Origin of the sequence: Rhodanobacter geophilus (assembly GCF_040812275.1) — a bacterium.
Taxonomy (GTDB): Bacteria; Pseudomonadota; Gammaproteobacteria; order Xanthomonadales; family Rhodanobacteraceae; genus Rhodanobacter_A; species Rhodanobacter_A geophilus.
Genome location: NZ_JBFOHL010000009.1, coordinates 1 through 14771, shown reverse-complemented (window position 1 = coordinate 14771; position 14771 = coordinate 1). Strand labels below are relative to the sequence as shown.

Annotated in this window: 19 protein-coding genes and 4 tRNA genes; 21 read left to right on the top strand and 2 right to left on the bottom strand. The window is 63.5% G+C overall.

The window, feature by feature from the left end:
• Positions 1 to 54: 54 nt before the first annotated feature.
• The 3 genes from ABQJ56_RS10745 to ABQJ56_RS10735 all read left to right on the top strand — a co-directional run bounded on the left by ABQJ56_RS10745 (position 55) and on the right by ABQJ56_RS10735 (position 498).
• Positions 55 to 130 (top strand) — tRNA-Gly (locus tag ABQJ56_RS10745).
• 137 nt (positions 131 to 267) lie between these two features.
• A tRNA-Gly gene (locus ABQJ56_RS10740) sits at positions 268 to 343 on the top strand.
• An 81-nt stretch (positions 344 to 424) separates the two neighbouring features.
• Positions 425 to 498: transfer RNA gene (locus ABQJ56_RS10735), tRNA-Cys, on the top strand.
• Positions 499 to 1045: 547 nt separating this feature from the next.
• Here ABQJ56_RS10735 and ABQJ56_RS10730 read toward each other — a convergent pair.
• Positions 1046 to 1927: a LysR family transcriptional regulator gene (locus ABQJ56_RS10730; protein WP_367845017.1), complete on the bottom strand. Its 882-nt coding sequence runs from the start codon at positions 1925 to 1927 to the stop codon at positions 1046 to 1048.
• A 240-nt stretch (positions 1928 to 2167) separates the two neighbouring features.
• Between ABQJ56_RS10730 and ABQJ56_RS10725 the strand changes: the two genes are divergently transcribed.
• From ABQJ56_RS10725 to ABQJ56_RS10700, 6 genes are all read left to right on the top strand, one after another.
• The gene (locus tag ABQJ56_RS10725; protein ID WP_367845016.1) at positions 2168 to 2767 is read left to right on the top strand and encodes an NADPH-dependent F420 reductase; all 600 of its coding nucleotides are present in this window, start codon (positions 2168 to 2170) and stop codon (positions 2765 to 2767) included.
• Positions 2768 to 2826: 59 nt separating this feature from the next.
• Positions 2827 to 3324, top strand: coding sequence for an SRPBCC domain-containing protein (locus ABQJ56_RS10720; protein ID WP_367845015.1), 498 nt, complete (start codon positions 2827 to 2829; stop codon positions 3322 to 3324).
• 19 nt (positions 3325 to 3343) lie between these two features.
• The gene (locus tag ABQJ56_RS10715; RefSeq protein ID WP_367845014.1) at positions 3344 to 3847 is read left to right on the top strand and encodes an SRPBCC domain-containing protein; all 504 of its coding nucleotides are present in this window, start codon (positions 3344 to 3346) and stop codon (positions 3845 to 3847) included.
• A gap of 25 nt (positions 3848 to 3872) precedes the next feature.
• Positions 3873 to 4685 carry an SDR family NAD(P)-dependent oxidoreductase gene (locus ABQJ56_RS10710; RefSeq protein ID WP_367845013.1) on the top strand — a complete coding sequence of 271 codons (813 nt, stop codon included), beginning with the start codon at positions 3873 to 3875 and terminating at the stop codon, positions 4683 to 4685.
• A 572-nt stretch (positions 4686 to 5257) separates the two neighbouring features.
• Positions 5258 to 5344: transfer RNA gene (locus tag ABQJ56_RS10705), tRNA-Leu, on the top strand.
• A 173-nt stretch (positions 5345 to 5517) separates the two neighbouring features.
• Positions 5518 to 6738, top strand: coding sequence for a tyrosine-type recombinase/integrase (locus ABQJ56_RS10700; protein ID WP_367845012.1), 1221 nt, complete (start codon positions 5518 to 5520; stop codon positions 6736 to 6738).
• A gap of 6 nt (positions 6739 to 6744) precedes the next feature.
• Here ABQJ56_RS10700 and ABQJ56_RS10695 read toward each other — a convergent pair whose 3' ends face one another.
• Positions 6745 to 6951, bottom strand: a complete 207-nt coding sequence (locus tag ABQJ56_RS10695) for a DUF4224 domain-containing protein (RefSeq protein WP_367845011.1) — start codon at positions 6949 to 6951, stop codon at positions 6745 to 6747.
• Positions 6952 to 7251: 300 nt separating this feature from the next.
• Here ABQJ56_RS10695 and ABQJ56_RS10690 point away from each other — a divergent pair, with 300 nt between their 5' ends.
• The 12 genes from ABQJ56_RS10690 to ABQJ56_RS10635 all read left to right on the top strand — a co-directional run bounded on the left by ABQJ56_RS10690 (position 7252) and on the right by ABQJ56_RS10635 (position 14640).
• The gene (locus tag ABQJ56_RS10690; RefSeq protein ID WP_367845010.1) at positions 7252 to 7620 is read left to right on the top strand and encodes a hypothetical protein; all 369 of its coding nucleotides are present in this window, start codon (positions 7252 to 7254) and stop codon (positions 7618 to 7620) included.
• A 226-nt stretch (positions 7621 to 7846) separates the two neighbouring features.
• Positions 7847 to 8239, top strand: coding sequence for a hypothetical protein (locus ABQJ56_RS10685; protein WP_367845009.1), 393 nt, complete (start codon positions 7847 to 7849; stop codon positions 8237 to 8239).
• Complete coding sequence (locus ABQJ56_RS10680; RefSeq protein WP_367845008.1) at positions 8236 to 8430, top strand: hypothetical protein; 195 nt, start codon at positions 8236 to 8238, stop codon at positions 8428 to 8430. Before ABQJ56_RS10685 ends, ABQJ56_RS10680 begins: the two co-directional genes overlap by 4 nt.
• A gap of 66 nt (positions 8431 to 8496) precedes the next feature.
• Positions 8497 to 9192, top strand: a complete 696-nt coding sequence (locus tag ABQJ56_RS10675) for a hypothetical protein (protein ID WP_367845007.1) — start codon at positions 8497 to 8499, stop codon at positions 9190 to 9192.
• Positions 9193 to 9375: 183 nt separating this feature from the next.
• Positions 9376 to 9639 (top strand): helix-turn-helix transcriptional regulator, encoded by a 264-nt coding sequence (locus tag ABQJ56_RS10670; protein WP_367845006.1) that lies wholly within the window; start codon positions 9376 to 9378, stop codon positions 9637 to 9639.
• Positions 9636 to 9950: a helix-turn-helix domain-containing protein gene (locus ABQJ56_RS10665; protein ID WP_367845005.1), complete on the top strand. Its 315-nt coding sequence runs from the start codon at positions 9636 to 9638 to the stop codon at positions 9948 to 9950. The genes ABQJ56_RS10670 and ABQJ56_RS10665 overlap by 4 nt, the downstream gene beginning before the upstream one ends.
• Complete coding sequence (locus ABQJ56_RS10660; RefSeq protein WP_367845004.1) at positions 9947 to 10255, top strand: CHC2 zinc finger domain-containing protein; 309 nt, start codon at positions 9947 to 9949, stop codon at positions 10253 to 10255. Before ABQJ56_RS10665 ends, ABQJ56_RS10660 begins: the two co-directional genes overlap by 4 nt.
• On the top strand, positions 10252 to 10686 hold the full coding sequence (locus tag ABQJ56_RS10655) for an Ntn hydrolase family protein (protein ID WP_367845003.1): 435 nt from the start codon (positions 10252 to 10254) through the stop codon (positions 10684 to 10686). Before ABQJ56_RS10660 ends, ABQJ56_RS10655 begins: the two co-directional genes overlap by 4 nt.
• Positions 10683 to 12623, top strand: coding sequence for a DUF927 domain-containing protein (locus tag ABQJ56_RS10650; protein WP_367845002.1), 1941 nt, complete (start codon positions 10683 to 10685; stop codon positions 12621 to 12623). Before ABQJ56_RS10655 ends, ABQJ56_RS10650 begins: the two co-directional genes overlap by 4 nt.
• Positions 12620 to 13300 (top strand): hypothetical protein, encoded by a 681-nt coding sequence (locus ABQJ56_RS10645; protein WP_367845001.1) that lies wholly within the window; start codon positions 12620 to 12622, stop codon positions 13298 to 13300. The genes ABQJ56_RS10650 and ABQJ56_RS10645 overlap by 4 nt, the downstream gene beginning before the upstream one ends.
• Positions 13301 to 13366: 66 nt before the next feature.
• Positions 13367 to 14311: a baseplate hub protein gene (locus ABQJ56_RS10640; protein ID WP_367845000.1), complete on the top strand. Its 945-nt coding sequence runs from the start codon at positions 13367 to 13369 to the stop codon at positions 14309 to 14311.
• 44 nt (positions 14312 to 14355) lie between these two features.
• Positions 14356 to 14640 carry a hypothetical protein gene (locus ABQJ56_RS10635; protein WP_367844999.1) on the top strand — a complete coding sequence of 95 codons (285 nt, stop codon included), beginning with the start codon at positions 14356 to 14358 and terminating at the stop codon, positions 14638 to 14640.
• Positions 14641 to 14771 lie beyond the last annotated feature (131 nt).

Here is a 14771-nt window from a genome sequence, read left to right as displayed (position 1 = left end):
CCGGCGCGGAAGTCTTGACGCGACGCGTTCGCGTATTAGAATGCGCGCTCCCAAGCGGGAATAGCTCAGTTGGTAGAGCACGACCTTGCCAAGGTCGGGGTCGCGAGTTCGAGTCTCGTTTCCCGCTCCAGATTCACGCGCGAAGCCCCGGTCCACCGGGGCTTCGTCGTTTCCGGGCAGGCCATCGCGGGCGGGATGCGGTGCAACGGTACGAGCGCCAAGGTCTTCACATCCGCCGTTCTTCTGATATCATCCACGGTTCACCAAGCGGGAATAGCTCAGTTGGTAGAGCACGACCTTGCCAAGGTCGGGGTCGCGAGTTCGAGTCTCGTTTCCCGCTCCAGTTTTCCAGCAAAGCCTCGCGTCGCCGGGGTTTTGTTTTATCGGCAGCCGACGGTCCCCGTGGATCTCGACTGCGCCATCTGGCCGGGTGGCAGAGTGGTCATGCAGCGGACTGCAAATCCGCGTACGCCGGTTCGATTCCGACCTCGGCCTCCATAGTCCAAATATCTGATTTATCTGGATAATTGACACGAAAGGCCCGCCATGTATCGGCGGGCTTTTTCGTTGTGTCCGGCCTGTGTCCGGCTACGGAACGATGCACGGGAAACGCCGCCCTTGTGACGGGGTGTGATGCAGGGAAGGGCGCCCAGCACGTTGGCGTGTACATCGGCCCATGAGGGCACCAACGGCGACCATGAGCGAGCCACTTTCACAGGGAAAGCGTTCCATGAAGCATGGCCTCGCCGCCGCCCTCTGCGTGGCCGCGTTTGCCGCCAGCGCCACGCAGGCATCACTGGTCAGCACGTACAAGGGAACGCTGTTCCTCGCCTATCAACGCTGCGCCTCGGCGCTCCGGTCGGCCCGGCTCGATCAGCAGCTCGCCGGCATGGCCTCCGCGCAGGCCGGGCGCAACATTCGATCGGTGCATGCAGGCAAGAGGCGCAGCAGATGTGCGCCGCCAACATCGGCGCATTCCTGCTTGGAGAGCCGCTGCCGAGCGCGGCCCGATGAACATCCAAAGCCGGAAGATCCAGGGCGCGTCCTAGATGCGCAGTGGAAGCGTCGTTGCAAAGAAATCGGTCGCATGCCGCACACGCGCTGGTACGAATCGGCGTTTAGGCCAGATGAGGCTGACGTCTCTTGGTTCGTTCAAGAATTTGTCGAGCACCGTGATCACATCCGCATCCCGAAATTCTTCAACCAGCGAAGCCCGATGGAACATGCCGATGCCCACGCCGGCCTTGACACCGGCCAGGATCGTTTCGACGCTGTTGGATGAAAGATTGCCGTGAACCGGCACGCGGAATAGACCTTCAGGTCCGCGGAATGACCACTCCGTCATGTCGCCGTAGACCAAGCAGTTATGGTCGGCGAGTTCGGCGGGCGTCCTGGGGATGCCATGTTGCGCGAAGTAGTGGCGGGAGCCGGCGCAGACGAGCGAAGTACCGGCCACGCGCCGGACGACCGAGTTGGGGTCATTGACCGCACTCAAACGAATCGCCACATCGATCCGGTCTTCCACCATATCCCGCATGGCATCGGACAGCACCAGGTCAACCCGAAGCCCAGGGTGTTGCGACAGCAACTCGGGAAGGAGCGGCAAGACATGCAGGCGACCGAATGTCGAGGGGGCGGCGATCCTGACAAGACCCGAGATGTCCAGCGTACTGCTGGTCAGTTCGTTGTCGGCCACCTCGATCTCGTCCACCAGCGGCTTCGTCCGCTCGTAGTATTTCTGCCCCTGATCCGTCAGGGTCACGCTGCGCGTACTGCGCTGTAGCAGCACCACGCCGAGACGCTTTTCCAGTGAGTTCACCGCCTTGCTGATGGTGGACTGCGACTCGCCTCGTTTGCGCGCCGCCGCGGAAAAACCGCCGGCCTCCACCACGGCGATGAAAGCGCTCAGTTCATGAAATTGATCCATCTCGTGGCTCCCGCCTCCGTTGTCCGAGTGCGCCGAAGCGTTGCATCACGACCCATGTCACGACCGGCGCCAGCCCAGACATGGCGCTGGCGTCGAAAGATTGCATGACCACGCCACAGCGGGTCGGATGGTCTTATTAATCTCAATATGGAATAGGTTTTATCGCGATAAGCTTGATTATCACGCATTTCAATCTCAATTATCATCTTTCCCAAGCAAACTTTGAACAGGAGAGATGCCATGAGCTACTCGATCATTGGGTTTGGGCACGTCGGCCAAGCCTTGGCGCGCGCCTTCGCCCGCAAGAACATGGAGGTGGCCGTGGCGAGCCGGCGTGGTCCCGAGGCGCTGGCTCCCCAGGCGAAGGCGATCGGACCCACGGTCGTCCCCAGGACGCTGCATGAGGCCGTCGAGGCCGACACCATCATCCTGGCGGTTCCGTTCTGGGGGCACCGGGCGGTCGCGAAGACCCTGGCGAGCTGGGAGGGCAAGACCGTCATCGATGCGACGAATGCGTTCGGCGTTCCCGTCGCCGACCTGGACGGTCTGCCGTCTTCGGCCGTCGTCGCCAAGGCGTTCGCCGACGCCCGGTTCGTCAAGGGGTTCAACCATCTGCCTGCGGAAACGCTGGCCGCCGACCCTAAGGTCGAGGGCGGGCGCCGGGTAGTGTTCCTGTCGAGCGACGACGACAGCGCGGTAGGGCCGGTGGCGTCCCTGGCCGAACGACTGGGCTTCGCGCCGATCGCACTCGGCAAGCTCAACGAAGGGGGCGCGCTCGTCCAGGCTCGGGGACGTGCCTGGACCCGGCTCATCTTCCAGGATCTCGTCAAGCCCGCATGAGGCGGCATGAGCGTTCGCAACCATCCAGCGAGTCATTCGGCTAATCAGAGAAAAACGATATGTACGAAATCATCAAATGGCCCAAGGACATGGTGCCCAGCCGGTCCCCGATTCATTTCACCAACGAGTTGGAGGTGGCCGCTTCTGCCGAGACGATCTGGTCGCTGCTCGTAGATCCGAAGGCGTGGCCAAGTTTCTATCCGAACGTGAGCGAGATCCCGGTGTTGCTGGATGGCCACCAGTCACTCAGCCTTGGGACACGATTTGAAGCATCGCTCGCGGGTCAGGATGTACTCGCGTCCGTGCAGGAATTCGAACCCATGACGCGGATCGCGTGGGGCGGAGGCCCGAAGGCGCACCCGGATTCGCGCGCCTATCACGCCTGGATCATCAGGCCGACGGCAAGTGGTACGCATCTGTGGACCGAGGAGACGATGCAGGGGCCGCTCTGGCTCGAACTGGCGAAGGCCGCCCCCGATGTCTTCTGGCTCACCCACGAGAAACTGCTCAAGGATCTCGCCGACATGGCCGTCGCCCGCGAGCGTTCTCGCGCCTGACCCCACCGGAATTGCAGACATGATCGACAAAGTGATCTGGCCCGAGCGCTACCATCCGAAGACCTCGGCCATCTACGCGCTCAACGACATCGACGTGAAGGCCCCGCCCGAAGTGGTGTGGAAGCTGCTCGTCGATGCGGAGCATTGGGCGCACTACTTTCCCGCCGAAAACCACGTCAGGATTCTGTCCGGCGAGTCGGAACTGGCACTGGGCACCCGCTACAGTCGAGTAACGGTCGGGTATCCGATGTCGCTCGTCGTAACCGAATGCGTGCCCGGTCGCCGGCTGGCGTGGGCAACGACGGTCGATGGCGATAAAACCGGTTCGACCGCCTATCACGGCTGGGTGATCACCCCGACGGATGCGGGTTGCCACGTGCTGACCGAGGAAACGCAGCAAGGCGACTTCTTCCTCGACGTGATCGGGCGCCAGCATCCCGGGGCGCTGTACCGCTATCACCAGGACTGGGTTGAACGCCTGGCCCGCGCCGCAGAGGCGCAAGCGGCGAAAATCGCCGCCTGATCACCCTCACTCAGAGAGAAATACCATGCATATCGAACTCAAGGGCCGCAAAGCGATCGTCACCGGGTCAACGGCAGGCATCGGACGCGCCACCGCGGAAGGTTTGACCCGCGCCGGGGCATCGGTGGTCATCAGCGGCCGGGGGAAAGCCCGGGTCGACGAAGCAGTACGGCAAATGCGGCAGGCCTTCCCCGGCAGCGACATCGTTGGCGTCGCCGCCGACCTGGCTACCGTGGAGGGTGTCGAGACCCTGATCGCGCAGGTGCCGGACGTCGACATCCTCGTGAACAACGTGGGCACGGCTTACATCCGCGACTACAAAGGCGTCGAGGACATCGCGGAAATCCCCGACGAGGACTGGCTCAGCCTGTTCCAGTTGAACGTGATGAGCGGCGTGCGCCTGACGCGCCACTACCTGCCGCGCATGGTGAAGAAGGGCTGGGGTCGGGTCGTGTTCGTCAGCAGCGAATCCGCGGTCAACATCCCCAAGGAAATGATCGACTACGGCATGACCAAGACCGCTCAACTTGCGGTCTCGCGTGGTCTCGCCGAGGCGGCCGCGGGCACCGGCGTCACCGTCAATGCCGTGCTGCCCGGGCCCACCCGGTCCGAAATCCTGGGCGACTTCATGGCGAAGCAGGCGGAGGCCAGCGGCATCACGCAAGAGGAAGCCGAACAAGGTTTCCTGAAAGCAATGCGTCCGACCACGCTCATCCAGCGTTTCGCGACCACCGGCGAGGTCGCCAACATGATCGTCTACGTGTGTTCGGAACAGGCTTCCGCAACCAGCGGCGCGGCGCTGCGGGTGGATGGCGGCGTCGTTCGCTTCGTCGCCTGAGAAAAACACGAAGAATACCCAGATAAGGAATGCAGCGATGAAAAATGCGATATCGGTCGCTGTGCTCGACCAATGTAGTCTCGGCTACGGCGACTCGGGATCGCTTTTCCCACGCAATCCGAGACTCAGCTTCGAGGAAGCCGGGCGCTTCGCGTGAGGGACGAGTGATGTCGATGAGCAACATCGTGAAGGTGATGGCCTTCTTCCAAGGCGTTGCGAACCGCGATCCCGAGCTTGCGGCCAGGTACGCCGATCCCTAAACCTACGTCGAGCACGCCCCAGGCGTGGCCGATGGCATCGAAGGATGGATGGCGTCGGTGTCCTGGCAGTATCCGAAGGACCAGATGTTTGCGTTGCAGGCCCAGGCGCAGGCCTAGGCCCAGGCGCAGGCGGTCGATGCCGCAGCGCCCGTCGCCTCGGGCCTGTCGCTGGCCATCGCGCCAGCTTCCGAAACCCGCCGCATGGCGGGTTTTTCGTGCGTGTGGCACGGTATCGGGGGCATCCGGCAGCGCGGTCGCGCGGCGGGTGCGTGCTACGATCCGCGCGGCCTGGGCACAGGCATTCCGCTCGCCGCCCGGATGGCGAAACTGGTATACGCAAGGGACTTAAAATCCCTCGGCCTCGCGGCCATGCGGGTTCGATCCCCGCTCCGGGCACCATCAAGTCATCCGATACAGCCCAACGAAGGCCGGAAACCCTAGCTCTAGCAAAGGTTCTGGCCTTTTTCTTGTCCGATGCCGTCCAATGGCATCCATTGAAATCTGCCCCCAGATGGGGGCAATATCGGGGGCATCACGCACGCTCGCGAGCCGTACAGGCTGGAAATGCCCCCATGCTCACCGACACCGCCATCCGCAAGGCCAAGCCCGCCGACAAGTCGCAACGTCTGTTCGACGGCGGCGGCCTGTACCTGGAAATTTCGCCAGCCGGGGGCAAGTGGTGGCGGCTCAAGTACCGGTTCGCCGGCAAGGAAAAGCGGCTAGCGCTGGGCACCTATCCCGACACCGGTTTGGCCGATGCACGCATGCGGCGCGACGACGCGCGCAAGTTGCTCGCCGCTGGCGTTGATCCTAGCGAGCAGCGGAAAGCCGAGAAGGCGGAAAGGGTCAAGGCTGCGGAAATCGCCGCGGACACTTTCGAGAAGGTGGCGCGTGACTGGATGGCGCGGCAAGACGTTGCCGAGATCACGAAGCTGAAGAACAAGTGGATCTTGGAAACCTTCCTGTTCCCCGAGATCGGCGCATTGCCATTGGGCAGCATCACGCCGCGTGTTCTGCTGGATGCGCTGCGCAAGATCGAAGACGCGGGACTGCTGGACACGGCCAACCGCGCCAAGGTCAAGGCGGGGCAGGTGTTCCGCTGGGCGATTCTGGAAGGCAAGGCCGAGGCCGACCCCACTGCCAGCCTGCGCGGCGCGTTGAAGCAGCCCAAGGCCAAGCACCACGCCGCGATCACCGACCCGACGAAGGTAGGGGAACTGCTGCGCGCCATCGACGGCTTCACAGGGCAGCCTGTCACGCTCGCCGCGTTGAAGCTGGCGCCGCTGGTGTTCGTACGTCCCGGCGAGCTGCGGCATGCGGAGTGGGCAGAGTTCGACCTGGACGGCGCTATCTGGCGCATCCCCGGCGAACGCATGAAGATGAAGGCGGCACACATCGTGCCGTTGTCATCGCAGGCAGTGACCGTGCTGCGTGAACTGCAGTTGCTCACGGGTTCCGGGCGCTACGTGTTCCCCAGTATTCGCACCGGCAGCCGCCCTATGAGCGAGAACACCGTCAACGCCGCACTGCGTCGGCTCGGCTATGGCAAGGACGAGATGACCGGCCACGGTTTCCGCAGTATGGCCGCCAGCCGCTTGAACGAGATGGGCTGGAACCCCGATGCCATCGAGCGCCAGCTGGCCCACGCCGAAAGCAACAAGGTGCGCGAGGCATACACGCACGCCGCGCAGTACCTCGACGAGCGCAAGCGGATGATGCAGGGCTGGGCAGACTACCTGGACGGGCTGCGCGCTGGCGGCGACGTAGTGCCGTTTAAGCGTAAGGCTCGGTGACTGCGCTCAGTCGATCGCCTTGTTCGACTTCCAGGGTATCGGAGCAGGCTCCGATTCCTTCATGCCCTCAACGGCCGCGCGCGTCACCACGGGCCAGCCATAGGCGTCCAGGTAGTGCCGGATGCCGTTCTGGCGCAGGAATGCGAGCTGGCGCGCCTTGCGCGGCGTGCGGCAGAGTTCGGCGATCTCGTCGCGGGAAAGGCACAAGCTCATACCTCTAACCTCTGCTCACGTCACAGCGCTTGACTGCGGATAGTAGCGGGTGCAGTCTCACCCCGTCCCCGCCAAATCGGGGGCCAGGTGTAGGAACCTGATCAGATCAAGGCGCAACGGCGCCGATGGCGCTTTTTTTGTGCCCGTTGCGTCATGCCCGCTTTCACGGTGGGCGTGCAGGGCAGCCTTCGGGCTGGCTGGGTTTCCTTGATCCCCGGTTTCCTACCCCTGCACGTCCGCCACCTTGCCGCAACGACTGGGTGGCTCCTTCAGCATCAAGTGCAGAGGTGGAGCATGACCATGAAGCCACGCAACGTCACCAGCGCAATCGAAGTTACTCATGTCAGCCTGCCCGGCGTGACACCGCAAGAGCCTGTCGCGCTCTGCGACATTATCGTTCGGCCCAGCGGTGAAGCTGCGTGCCTGCCCGGTTTAGGCGTGAATTGGAGCCATCATCCGGCGAGCGTGGATCAGGTCTACAGCTCGATCTGCTGCCTACTTGAACAGGCATCCGAATCGTTCCAGCACGATGAAGACCTGGATCAAGTGCAATGGGGCGCTGTCCAGCAGCTAGCGATGGCGCGAGCTCTCTTCAATTCGCTGAGGGACGCTACCTGCCTCCTCCAGGTCATTCCTACTGGACCTGTTGCAGCGGGGGCCGACGCATGAACGAGGAGCGGATGCGCCAGTTGAATGCACTACTGGACGAGCGGTGGGGCACGGTCGAAGAGGGGCAACCCAGAGCGCCTCAATACACTCCGAGGGTGCTTACCGCTAAGGAGCAGTTTGCGAGAGAAGAGCGAAGGTGCCAGCTCAAAGCGCTGCTGAACGAAAGATGGGGGAAGGAACCAGGAACAGGACCCAGGCTCCAACTGATCAAGGGAGGACGTTCGACATGAGCGCCGTAGTCTTGGAAATGCCGAGGGCCGTTCAACGCACAGCCAAGCGCCGCATGAATCGCGTTGAGCTTGATGCTCGCCATAGCTGGATGATGGAGAACCGCGGCAAGTGGGAAACCGAGGCGACCGATGGCGCGGTGTATGAAACGAGCATCAACGTCGTTCGTATAAAAGAGATGATACGCGACATGTGGCCGGACGAGTTCCCTTCACTGACCATGGAGAGGATGCGCCGCGACATAGCTGAGGGCCGAAAGCTGATCGAGAAGCGTAACGCGGCGAAGGCATGGCTCGCTTCGCTGGGCGTCGACTTGGAGAGCATCAAGGATGCCGAACAGGCGCTGTTCGCTGCGTTCGACAGGCTATGCCCGCAGGGCGGCAACGCATGAGCGCCATCATCATTCCGTTCCGGCTGAAGACCCACGGTGCCGGGCAGCGCCCCGATGCAGCACAATCCAGTAGCCCTACGTCCGAACATCAGCCGCACGGCCTCAGTTCACGCCAAGAAATGATCTATCGGCTCGCGAGGAACCTGTTGATCGGACTGTTGATCGAGCGTGGAATGTTACCGAAACCCTGACGTCGACCACCGCGCCAGCTCGCCCGGCTGGCGCGGCTTCTCTTGAAGGGCGTGGAGGTGTGCGTGGTGGCCACTAAGGTGAACAATGTGAAGCGCAAGGCTCCGTCGAAAGCACCAGTTCAGCCGGCGAAGAAAAAGGCTAGCACCGGCGATGCTGTGAGCGAGTCCTTCAAGTATCTAAAGCGACATACGGCCCTGAGACAGATTGTCAATGAAACACGCCTTGACCTCGCGGAATTGCAAGCGTGGTCTGATGCAGAAGGTATGCGTATCAATTTCCACTACTGCTTGAAAGAGTTCGGAAGAACCATCCCCGACGAAGGTCATGTTTATTTTCCGGTTCCTATTATCGCTGGCGTTGTCGCAAGGATTTTTGTGCAGAACAACCTTGATGCAGATGGCACACTCAAAAAAGTGGCGGAGAGTGGCAACGCGATGCTGGCAGAACTCGAGCCCAGTGATGCCATGCGCGCGTACATTGCAGTTATGGAAAAAGTTGGAGTTGTAATTCTCGAAGCGGTCTATGATGGGAAGCTTCGCCTGTACGACTACATCGGCATCCCGGTCGATGTGACGTATCACCGAATGGCCTACGAGGAAAAGATGGCCGCCACTGTTCCTGGTGAATCGCCGAAAGAACGGCGCGAGAGAATCAAAGCTCGCAAGACTGAATTGATTGCGTCAGGCGTGATCCCATGGTTGCAGACCCTTGCCGCTGAAGAAGGCTTGAGCGTGAGCGGGGTAAAGAAGCTGCTGAGATAGACACCGGGTGTCTTGTTTTCGAGACACCCGGTGTCTCGGCTTTTTTTGAGCACTTAAAATAAGGGCTTTTTTGCGCTACTTGTTGGGCAGTTGACAGCCACCCTTGTAGCTCGGGGAGTAATCGGGTCGCTTCATCCGAAGCCATGCGCTGCCATGCGGTAGCGGTGAACTTGGAGCGATTACGTGAATGTACGATCGACAGCATCCGACCCGATCCATCCGGGCGCACTGCTCCCCGCCACTGGCTACCTGCGCCAGTCGCAACTCATCGGCAAGAAACCCACTGCCGACGACCCAGGCATGTCTGCGCTGATTCCGATCTCGGCGAGCACCCTCTGGCAATGGGTTCGCGAAGGCAAATTTCCCAAGCCCGTGAAGCTAGGCCCGCGCACGACTGCGTGGTCTGTGGAGAGCGTCCGCGCATACCTTGAGCGGGTGGCGGCATGAGCGCCCCCCAGAAACGACGAAGCCCGCGCGAGGCGGGCAACGAGGTTTGTCTTGGCGGACAACTTCAGTCTATCACCGATACCAGCACCGCCGCCCAGCGTCAGCGCCTGCTGGCGCACCTGCGTCACGACTCCATCGACACGATCACCGCGCGGCGACGCCTGAACATCATGATGCCCGCCGCGCGGGTGAAGGAGCTGCGGGACCAGGGGCACAACATCGCCACCGTGCGCATCAGTCGGGCCGACACGGAAGGGCGGCAGCACAACAACGTTGCGCTGTACACGTTGGTGCCGGGAGGTAAGCAATGAATCGCTCACCGACCACCTACCTGCCGAAGGATTGGCATGATCGTCTGCCCGACCCTGCTACCTACTACGCGCAACACCTGGAGAAGCTGGGCGAGGCCGACGGCAAAGGCTGGGCGATGGCCCCGTGCCCGTTCCACGACGACCACGCGCCCTCCTTGAACGTGAGGCTGATCAGCCGCAAGGGCACCTATCACTGCCCAACCTGCGGCGCTCACGGCGACATGGTGGCCTTCCACATGACCCGCACCGAACTGCCGTTCAAGGAAGCGGTGCGGGATCTGATCGGGCTCAGGGGGCGGGCATGAACGCCGCCATGCTGTTGTCCCGACTGGAAGGCGTGCGGCGCAGCGGTGACGGCTGGCGCGCGAACTGCCCGAACGGGCATGCGAAGGCACGCGGCTCGCTGTCCGTCACCGAAGCGGACGACGGGCGCATCCTGTTGTCCTGCTTCGCCTGCCACGACACCCCGGCGATTCTCGGCACGCTGGGCCTGGAGCTGGCCGACCTGTTCCCCGAGCGCATCCGCGACCCGTCGCCGGAAGCGCGCCAGCGGGCACGGGATGCGGTCAAGCGCAGTGCCTGGTCTGCCGCGCTGGGCGTGCTCGGGCGCGAAGCTGGCGTGGTGCTGCTGGCCGCACGCGACATGCTCGCCGGCAAGGCGTTGCCACCTGGTGATGTGGAACGGCTGGCGCTGGCAGAGGATCGCATCGCCCGGGCACGGGAGGTGCTGGCATGACGCACGCCATCGAGCCCCTGCCGGCTTCCCTCCGCTCGCTGGAGGATCGCGCCGAGCGTGAACTGGCCATGCTGGATCGCCTGCAGCCGCCGCAGCGTCGTGCCCCTGTCGAAAACACCGGGGACAGTGGGGACAATGGGGACACCGCATCGCACAAGGCCTCAAGCCGTCCCCAGCCAGCCGACGGCAGTGGGGACAGTGGGGACAAGCCCGAACCGCGCCCGCATTTCCTGCTGCTGGAACGTCGTGACGGCAACCAGCGGGCCGGCGTCTACTGGTGCGACGTGGCCCGCGACAAGGACGGCACGATCACCGGGCAGGCGGCACCGGTCTGGATCTGCTCGCCGCTCACCGTGTCCGCGATGACCCGCGATGCGCAGGGCAGCGAGTGGGGGCGCCTGCTGGTGTTCCCTGACCGCGATCGCCGCACGCATCGATGGACGATGCCCATGCGGATGCTGGCTGGCAGCGGTGAGGAACTGCGTGGTGAGCTGCTGGCTGAAGGGCTGACCATCACGTCATCCTCCCGGGATCGCATGAAGCTGGTGGACTACATCCAGGGCGAACGCCCGGACGTGACCGCGCAATGTGTGAAGCGCACCGGCTGGCACGGCGACGTGTTCGTCCTGCCACGCGAAACCTTCGGCGACACCGACGCGGAACCCGTCTTGTTTCAGGCCGCAACGATGGATGGCGTGACGCTGGGACAGCACGGCACGCTGGACGGCTGGCGCGAAGAAGTGGCCGCCCGCTGCACTGGCAACGCGCGGCTGGTGCTGGCGATCTGCGCTGGCTTCGCGGGCCCCTGTCTCGGCCTGCTGGGCATGGCCGGCGGCGGCATCCATCTGCGCGGCGGCAGTTCCACCGGCAAGACCACGGCGCTGCTGGTGGCCGCCTCGCTGTTCGGTTCGCCCGACTACCTGCGGACGTGGCGCCATACCGACAACGGGCTGGAAGGCGTCGCCGGCATGCACTCTGACTTGCTGCTGGTGCTGGACGAAATCGGCGAGCTGGCGCCCAAGATCGCGGGGCAGACCGCCTACATGCTCGCGAATGGGCAGGGTAAAGGACGTGCGGCGCGTGACGGCTCGCCGCGTGCGTTGACCACATGGCGCACCCTGTTCCTGTCATCCGGCGAGGTGGCGCTATCCGATCTGGTGACGCAAGCGGGCGGCAAGGTGCGCGCAGGGCAGGAGGTACGCGTCATCGACCTTCCCGCCGATGCAGGTGCAGGCCTGGGCCTGTTCGACCGTGTACCGGACGGCATGACGGCGGGCGCGTTCGCCGATGCGCTCAAGTCCGCCAGCGCGAAGCACTACGGACACGCACTGCCGGCGTTCCTGCGGGCACTAGTGGCTGATCCGGCCACGGCGCGGGAGGCGCTGACGAGCCTTCGCGACAGCATCGCGGCGGAGCTGGCCGGCGACGATGCTGCAGGACAGGTGCGGCGAGTGGCGCAACGCTTCGCCCTGGTGGCGGCAGCGGGTGAACTGGCGACGGCCTACCGCCTGACCGGGTGGGAGACGGGCGAGGCGCAGCGTGCGGCATCGGTCTGCTTCGCGGCATGGCTGGCGGGACGCGGCACCGCGCAGGCGTCCGAGCCCATGGCCATGGTCGACCAGGTGCGGGCCTTCCTGTCGGCCCATGGCGAATCGCGGTTCACCGATTGGAACGCCGATGACCGATCACCGCGCACGATCAACCGCGCTGGCTTCCGCAAGGCTGGCACGGATGGCCCCACGTACTACGTGGAAGCCGAGTCGTTCAAGCGCGAGTTGTGCAACGGCTTCGATGCTGGCGCAGTGGCAAAGGCGCTTGCCGATGCGGGCGCGCTGGAAGTGGGCGGCGATGGCAGGCTCACGCGCAAGACGCGTCTGCCGGACGACCGATGCACGCGCGTGTACGTCATCACACCAGCCTTGTGGGGTGACGCATGAATGTCGCGGCGATCCTGCAGGCGCATGGCTTTGTCCCCAGTGTCCCCAGCCCCCGGCAGGAAGTGGGGACACCGCAAGCCCTTGTGGCAAGCCATGTCCCCCATGTCCCCACTGTCCCCACCGAAAAAAGCAGGGGCACAACGAAAACGGTGGAAGCGGCGCCGACCGACCCTGCTGTGAGGGTGGACACGCGCGCGGCACTGCTGGCACTGGCCGACCGACTGGGCGTGGATCGCGCAGCAGTGGCCCGCATTCCCTCCGCTGACCTGCCGCTGTGGGCAGCTGTGCCTGGCGACCATCTGCCGGACTACCTGCGTGCCCTGGGCGACGCTGCGACCCGGCAGGCCGGCAAGGTTCCGGTCGACGACACGGCACCGATCTACTGCGCGCACTGCGGTCCGGTATTCGTCCACCCAAGCATTGCCGCCGTGTTGCCCATGGTGGCCGGCTGGCCGCGTGCGCTGGGCTGTCCGTGGTGCGCGATCCGCAAGGCTGGTGGCTACGTGCCGCGCCCGTGCATCACCTGCGAAACCTGTACCACCTTCCAGCCCGACACCGTGAACCCGGCTGCGGGCGTGGGCACCTGCGTCTGCGGCCACGGGACGCACTACCCGATGCAGCGCCACGGCTGCGGCGACTTCCAGACCACCACCACGAAAGGAACCGACCATGATTGACGCATTACTCACCCCGTACCACGTCACCCGCAAACGGCAGGCGATGGCCGGCCAGGAGGCAATCGTATGAGCTTCGCCAAGCGCGGCCTGTCCTTCACGATCCGGCTGAATGCCGGCGACGAGCAACAGGGGAAGGTATCGAACTATCAGTTCGACAACGGTGCCACGGCGCTGACGCTGCGAGGGCTTCGCAGCCGCGTGACTGCTCAATCCTGCATCGGCGGCGACACGGCATTCGTCGGGCAGGCGCTGATCCAGATCTGGGGCATGAAGCCGGAGGACATGGCGCAACTGTCCACCCTAGGGTTCGATATGGGGAAAATGGGCCTGAACACCATCAGCATCTCGGCCTATGGCGAAGGCCAAGCTAACGATGTGGTGGTGTTCTCGGGCGGCATCTTCAGTGCCCACATCAACTACAACGCGATGCCGGACGTGTGTCTGGAGTTGGAGTGCTCATCGACAATCGGCCTCCAGGTGCAGCCCATTCCGGGAACCAGCGTGAGAGGGGCGGCGGACGTTGCCGCAATGCTCAAGGGCATCTGCGCCGCCTGCAAGCCGCCGCTGAACTTCGTCAACAACGGTGTGAGCGCCGTGTTGTCGAACCACGCCTGCGCGGGCTCGCCAGCTCAGCAGATTGAGGACATCTGCACGGCCGCCGGCGTCCCCTACATGATCTCGGATGGCTCGCTGTACGTCTGGAAGAATGGCCAGAATCGAGATGGCGTGGTTATCCAGACGGGATCAGGCATGGGTCTCGTCGGCTTCCCCGAGTACACCATGTACGGTCTGGACGTCACCATGGAGTTCAATCCAGAAGTGCAGCTCGGTCGCATGCTGAGCATTAACAATGCAGGCTCAGACACATCGAAAGCTGCAACGGCAATCCCTGGGGTTCCTGGAGCCTTCTGGATCAACACCGTGACGCACGACCTGTCCTGCGAGCTGCCCGATGGGCCGTGGTACACGCAGGCTAGCGTGAGCACGATACAGATCGTGGGGCGCAACTGATCGTGGGAGCCCGAGGGGAATGTCTAAAGTAGAGGCAAGTAGATATGGCAAGCAGAAAGAAGACGGGAGGCCGGAAAGCGGGCACTCCGAACAAAGTGATGACGGACGTCCGGGCGGTGGCGCAAGGGTATGGATGCGATGCCATTGAAGCATTGGCTGCCATCATGCATGACGCGACGGCACCGCCAGCGGCTCGCGTGGCAGCGGCCAATGCGTTGTTGGATCGCGGCTATGGCAAGGCCAGGCAAACCATCGACTACGGCGTGAGCGGCGACAGCGAGCCCAAGACGCTGGCGTTCTTCTATGCCCAGCACCGCACGTCGAGCTGATCGAGTGGGTGAACCGCCCCGGTTTTCGTGGAGGCTGTTTGGTTTAAGTCAGGCCTCCACGGTGGCTGCCTGACTGGCGAGTTGCCGGTAGTAGTTTGCCTCGGCCTCTGCCGGTGGGATATAGCCGATCG

Bases quoted from the DNA above. Each gene is read 5' to 3' on its own strand.
- ABQJ56_RS10725 (WP_367845016.1), top strand. From the start codon at position 2,168: ATGAGCTACTCGATCATTGGGTTTGGGCACGTCGGCCAAGCCTTGGCG.
- ABQJ56_RS10655 (WP_367845003.1), top strand. From the start codon at position 10,252: ATGAACGCCGCCATGCTGTTGTCCCGACTGGAAGGCGTGCGGCGCAGC.
- ABQJ56_RS10660 (WP_367845004.1), top strand. From the start codon at position 9,947: ATGAATCGCTCACCGACCACCTACCTGCCGAAGGATTGGCATGATCGT.
- ABQJ56_RS10680 (WP_367845008.1), top strand. From the start codon at position 8,236: ATGAGCGCCATCATCATTCCGTTCCGGCTGAAGACCCACGGTGCCGGG.
- ABQJ56_RS10685 (WP_367845009.1), top strand. From the start codon at position 7,847: ATGAGCGCCGTAGTCTTGGAAATGCCGAGGGCCGTTCAACGCACAGCC.
- ABQJ56_RS10695 (WP_367845011.1), bottom strand. From the start codon at position 6,951: ATGAGCTTGTGCCTTTCCCGCGACGAGATCGCCGAACTCTGCCGCACG.
- ABQJ56_RS10720 (WP_367845015.1), top strand. From the start codon at position 2,827: ATGTACGAAATCATCAAATGGCCCAAGGACATGGTGCCCAGCCGGTCC.
- ABQJ56_RS10700 (WP_367845012.1), top strand. From the start codon at position 5,518: ATGCTCACCGACACCGCCATCCGCAAGGCCAAGCCCGCCGACAAGTCG.
- ABQJ56_RS10635 (WP_367844999.1), top strand. From the start codon at position 14,356: ATGGCAAGCAGAAAGAAGACGGGAGGCCGGAAAGCGGGCACTCCGAAC.
- ABQJ56_RS10710 (WP_367845013.1), top strand. From the start codon at position 3,873: ATGCATATCGAACTCAAGGGCCGCAAAGCGATCGTCACCGGGTCAACG.
- ABQJ56_RS10730 (WP_367845017.1), bottom strand. From the start codon at position 1,927: ATGGATCAATTTCATGAACTGAGCGCTTTCATCGCCGTGGTGGAGGCC.
- ABQJ56_RS10690 (WP_367845010.1), top strand. From the start codon at position 7,252: ATGAAGCCACGCAACGTCACCAGCGCAATCGAAGTTACTCATGTCAGC.
- ABQJ56_RS10665 (WP_367845005.1), top strand. From the start codon at position 9,636: ATGAGCGCCCCCCAGAAACGACGAAGCCCGCGCGAGGCGGGCAACGAG.
- ABQJ56_RS10645 (WP_367845001.1), top strand. From the start codon at position 12,620: ATGAATGTCGCGGCGATCCTGCAGGCGCATGGCTTTGTCCCCAGTGTC.
- ABQJ56_RS10650 (WP_367845002.1), top strand. From the start codon at position 10,683: ATGACGCACGCCATCGAGCCCCTGCCGGCTTCCCTCCGCTCGCTGGAG.
- ABQJ56_RS10715 (WP_367845014.1), top strand. From the start codon at position 3,344: ATGATCGACAAAGTGATCTGGCCCGAGCGCTACCATCCGAAGACCTCG.
- ABQJ56_RS10640 (WP_367845000.1), top strand. From the start codon at position 13,367: ATGAGCTTCGCCAAGCGCGGCCTGTCCTTCACGATCCGGCTGAATGCC.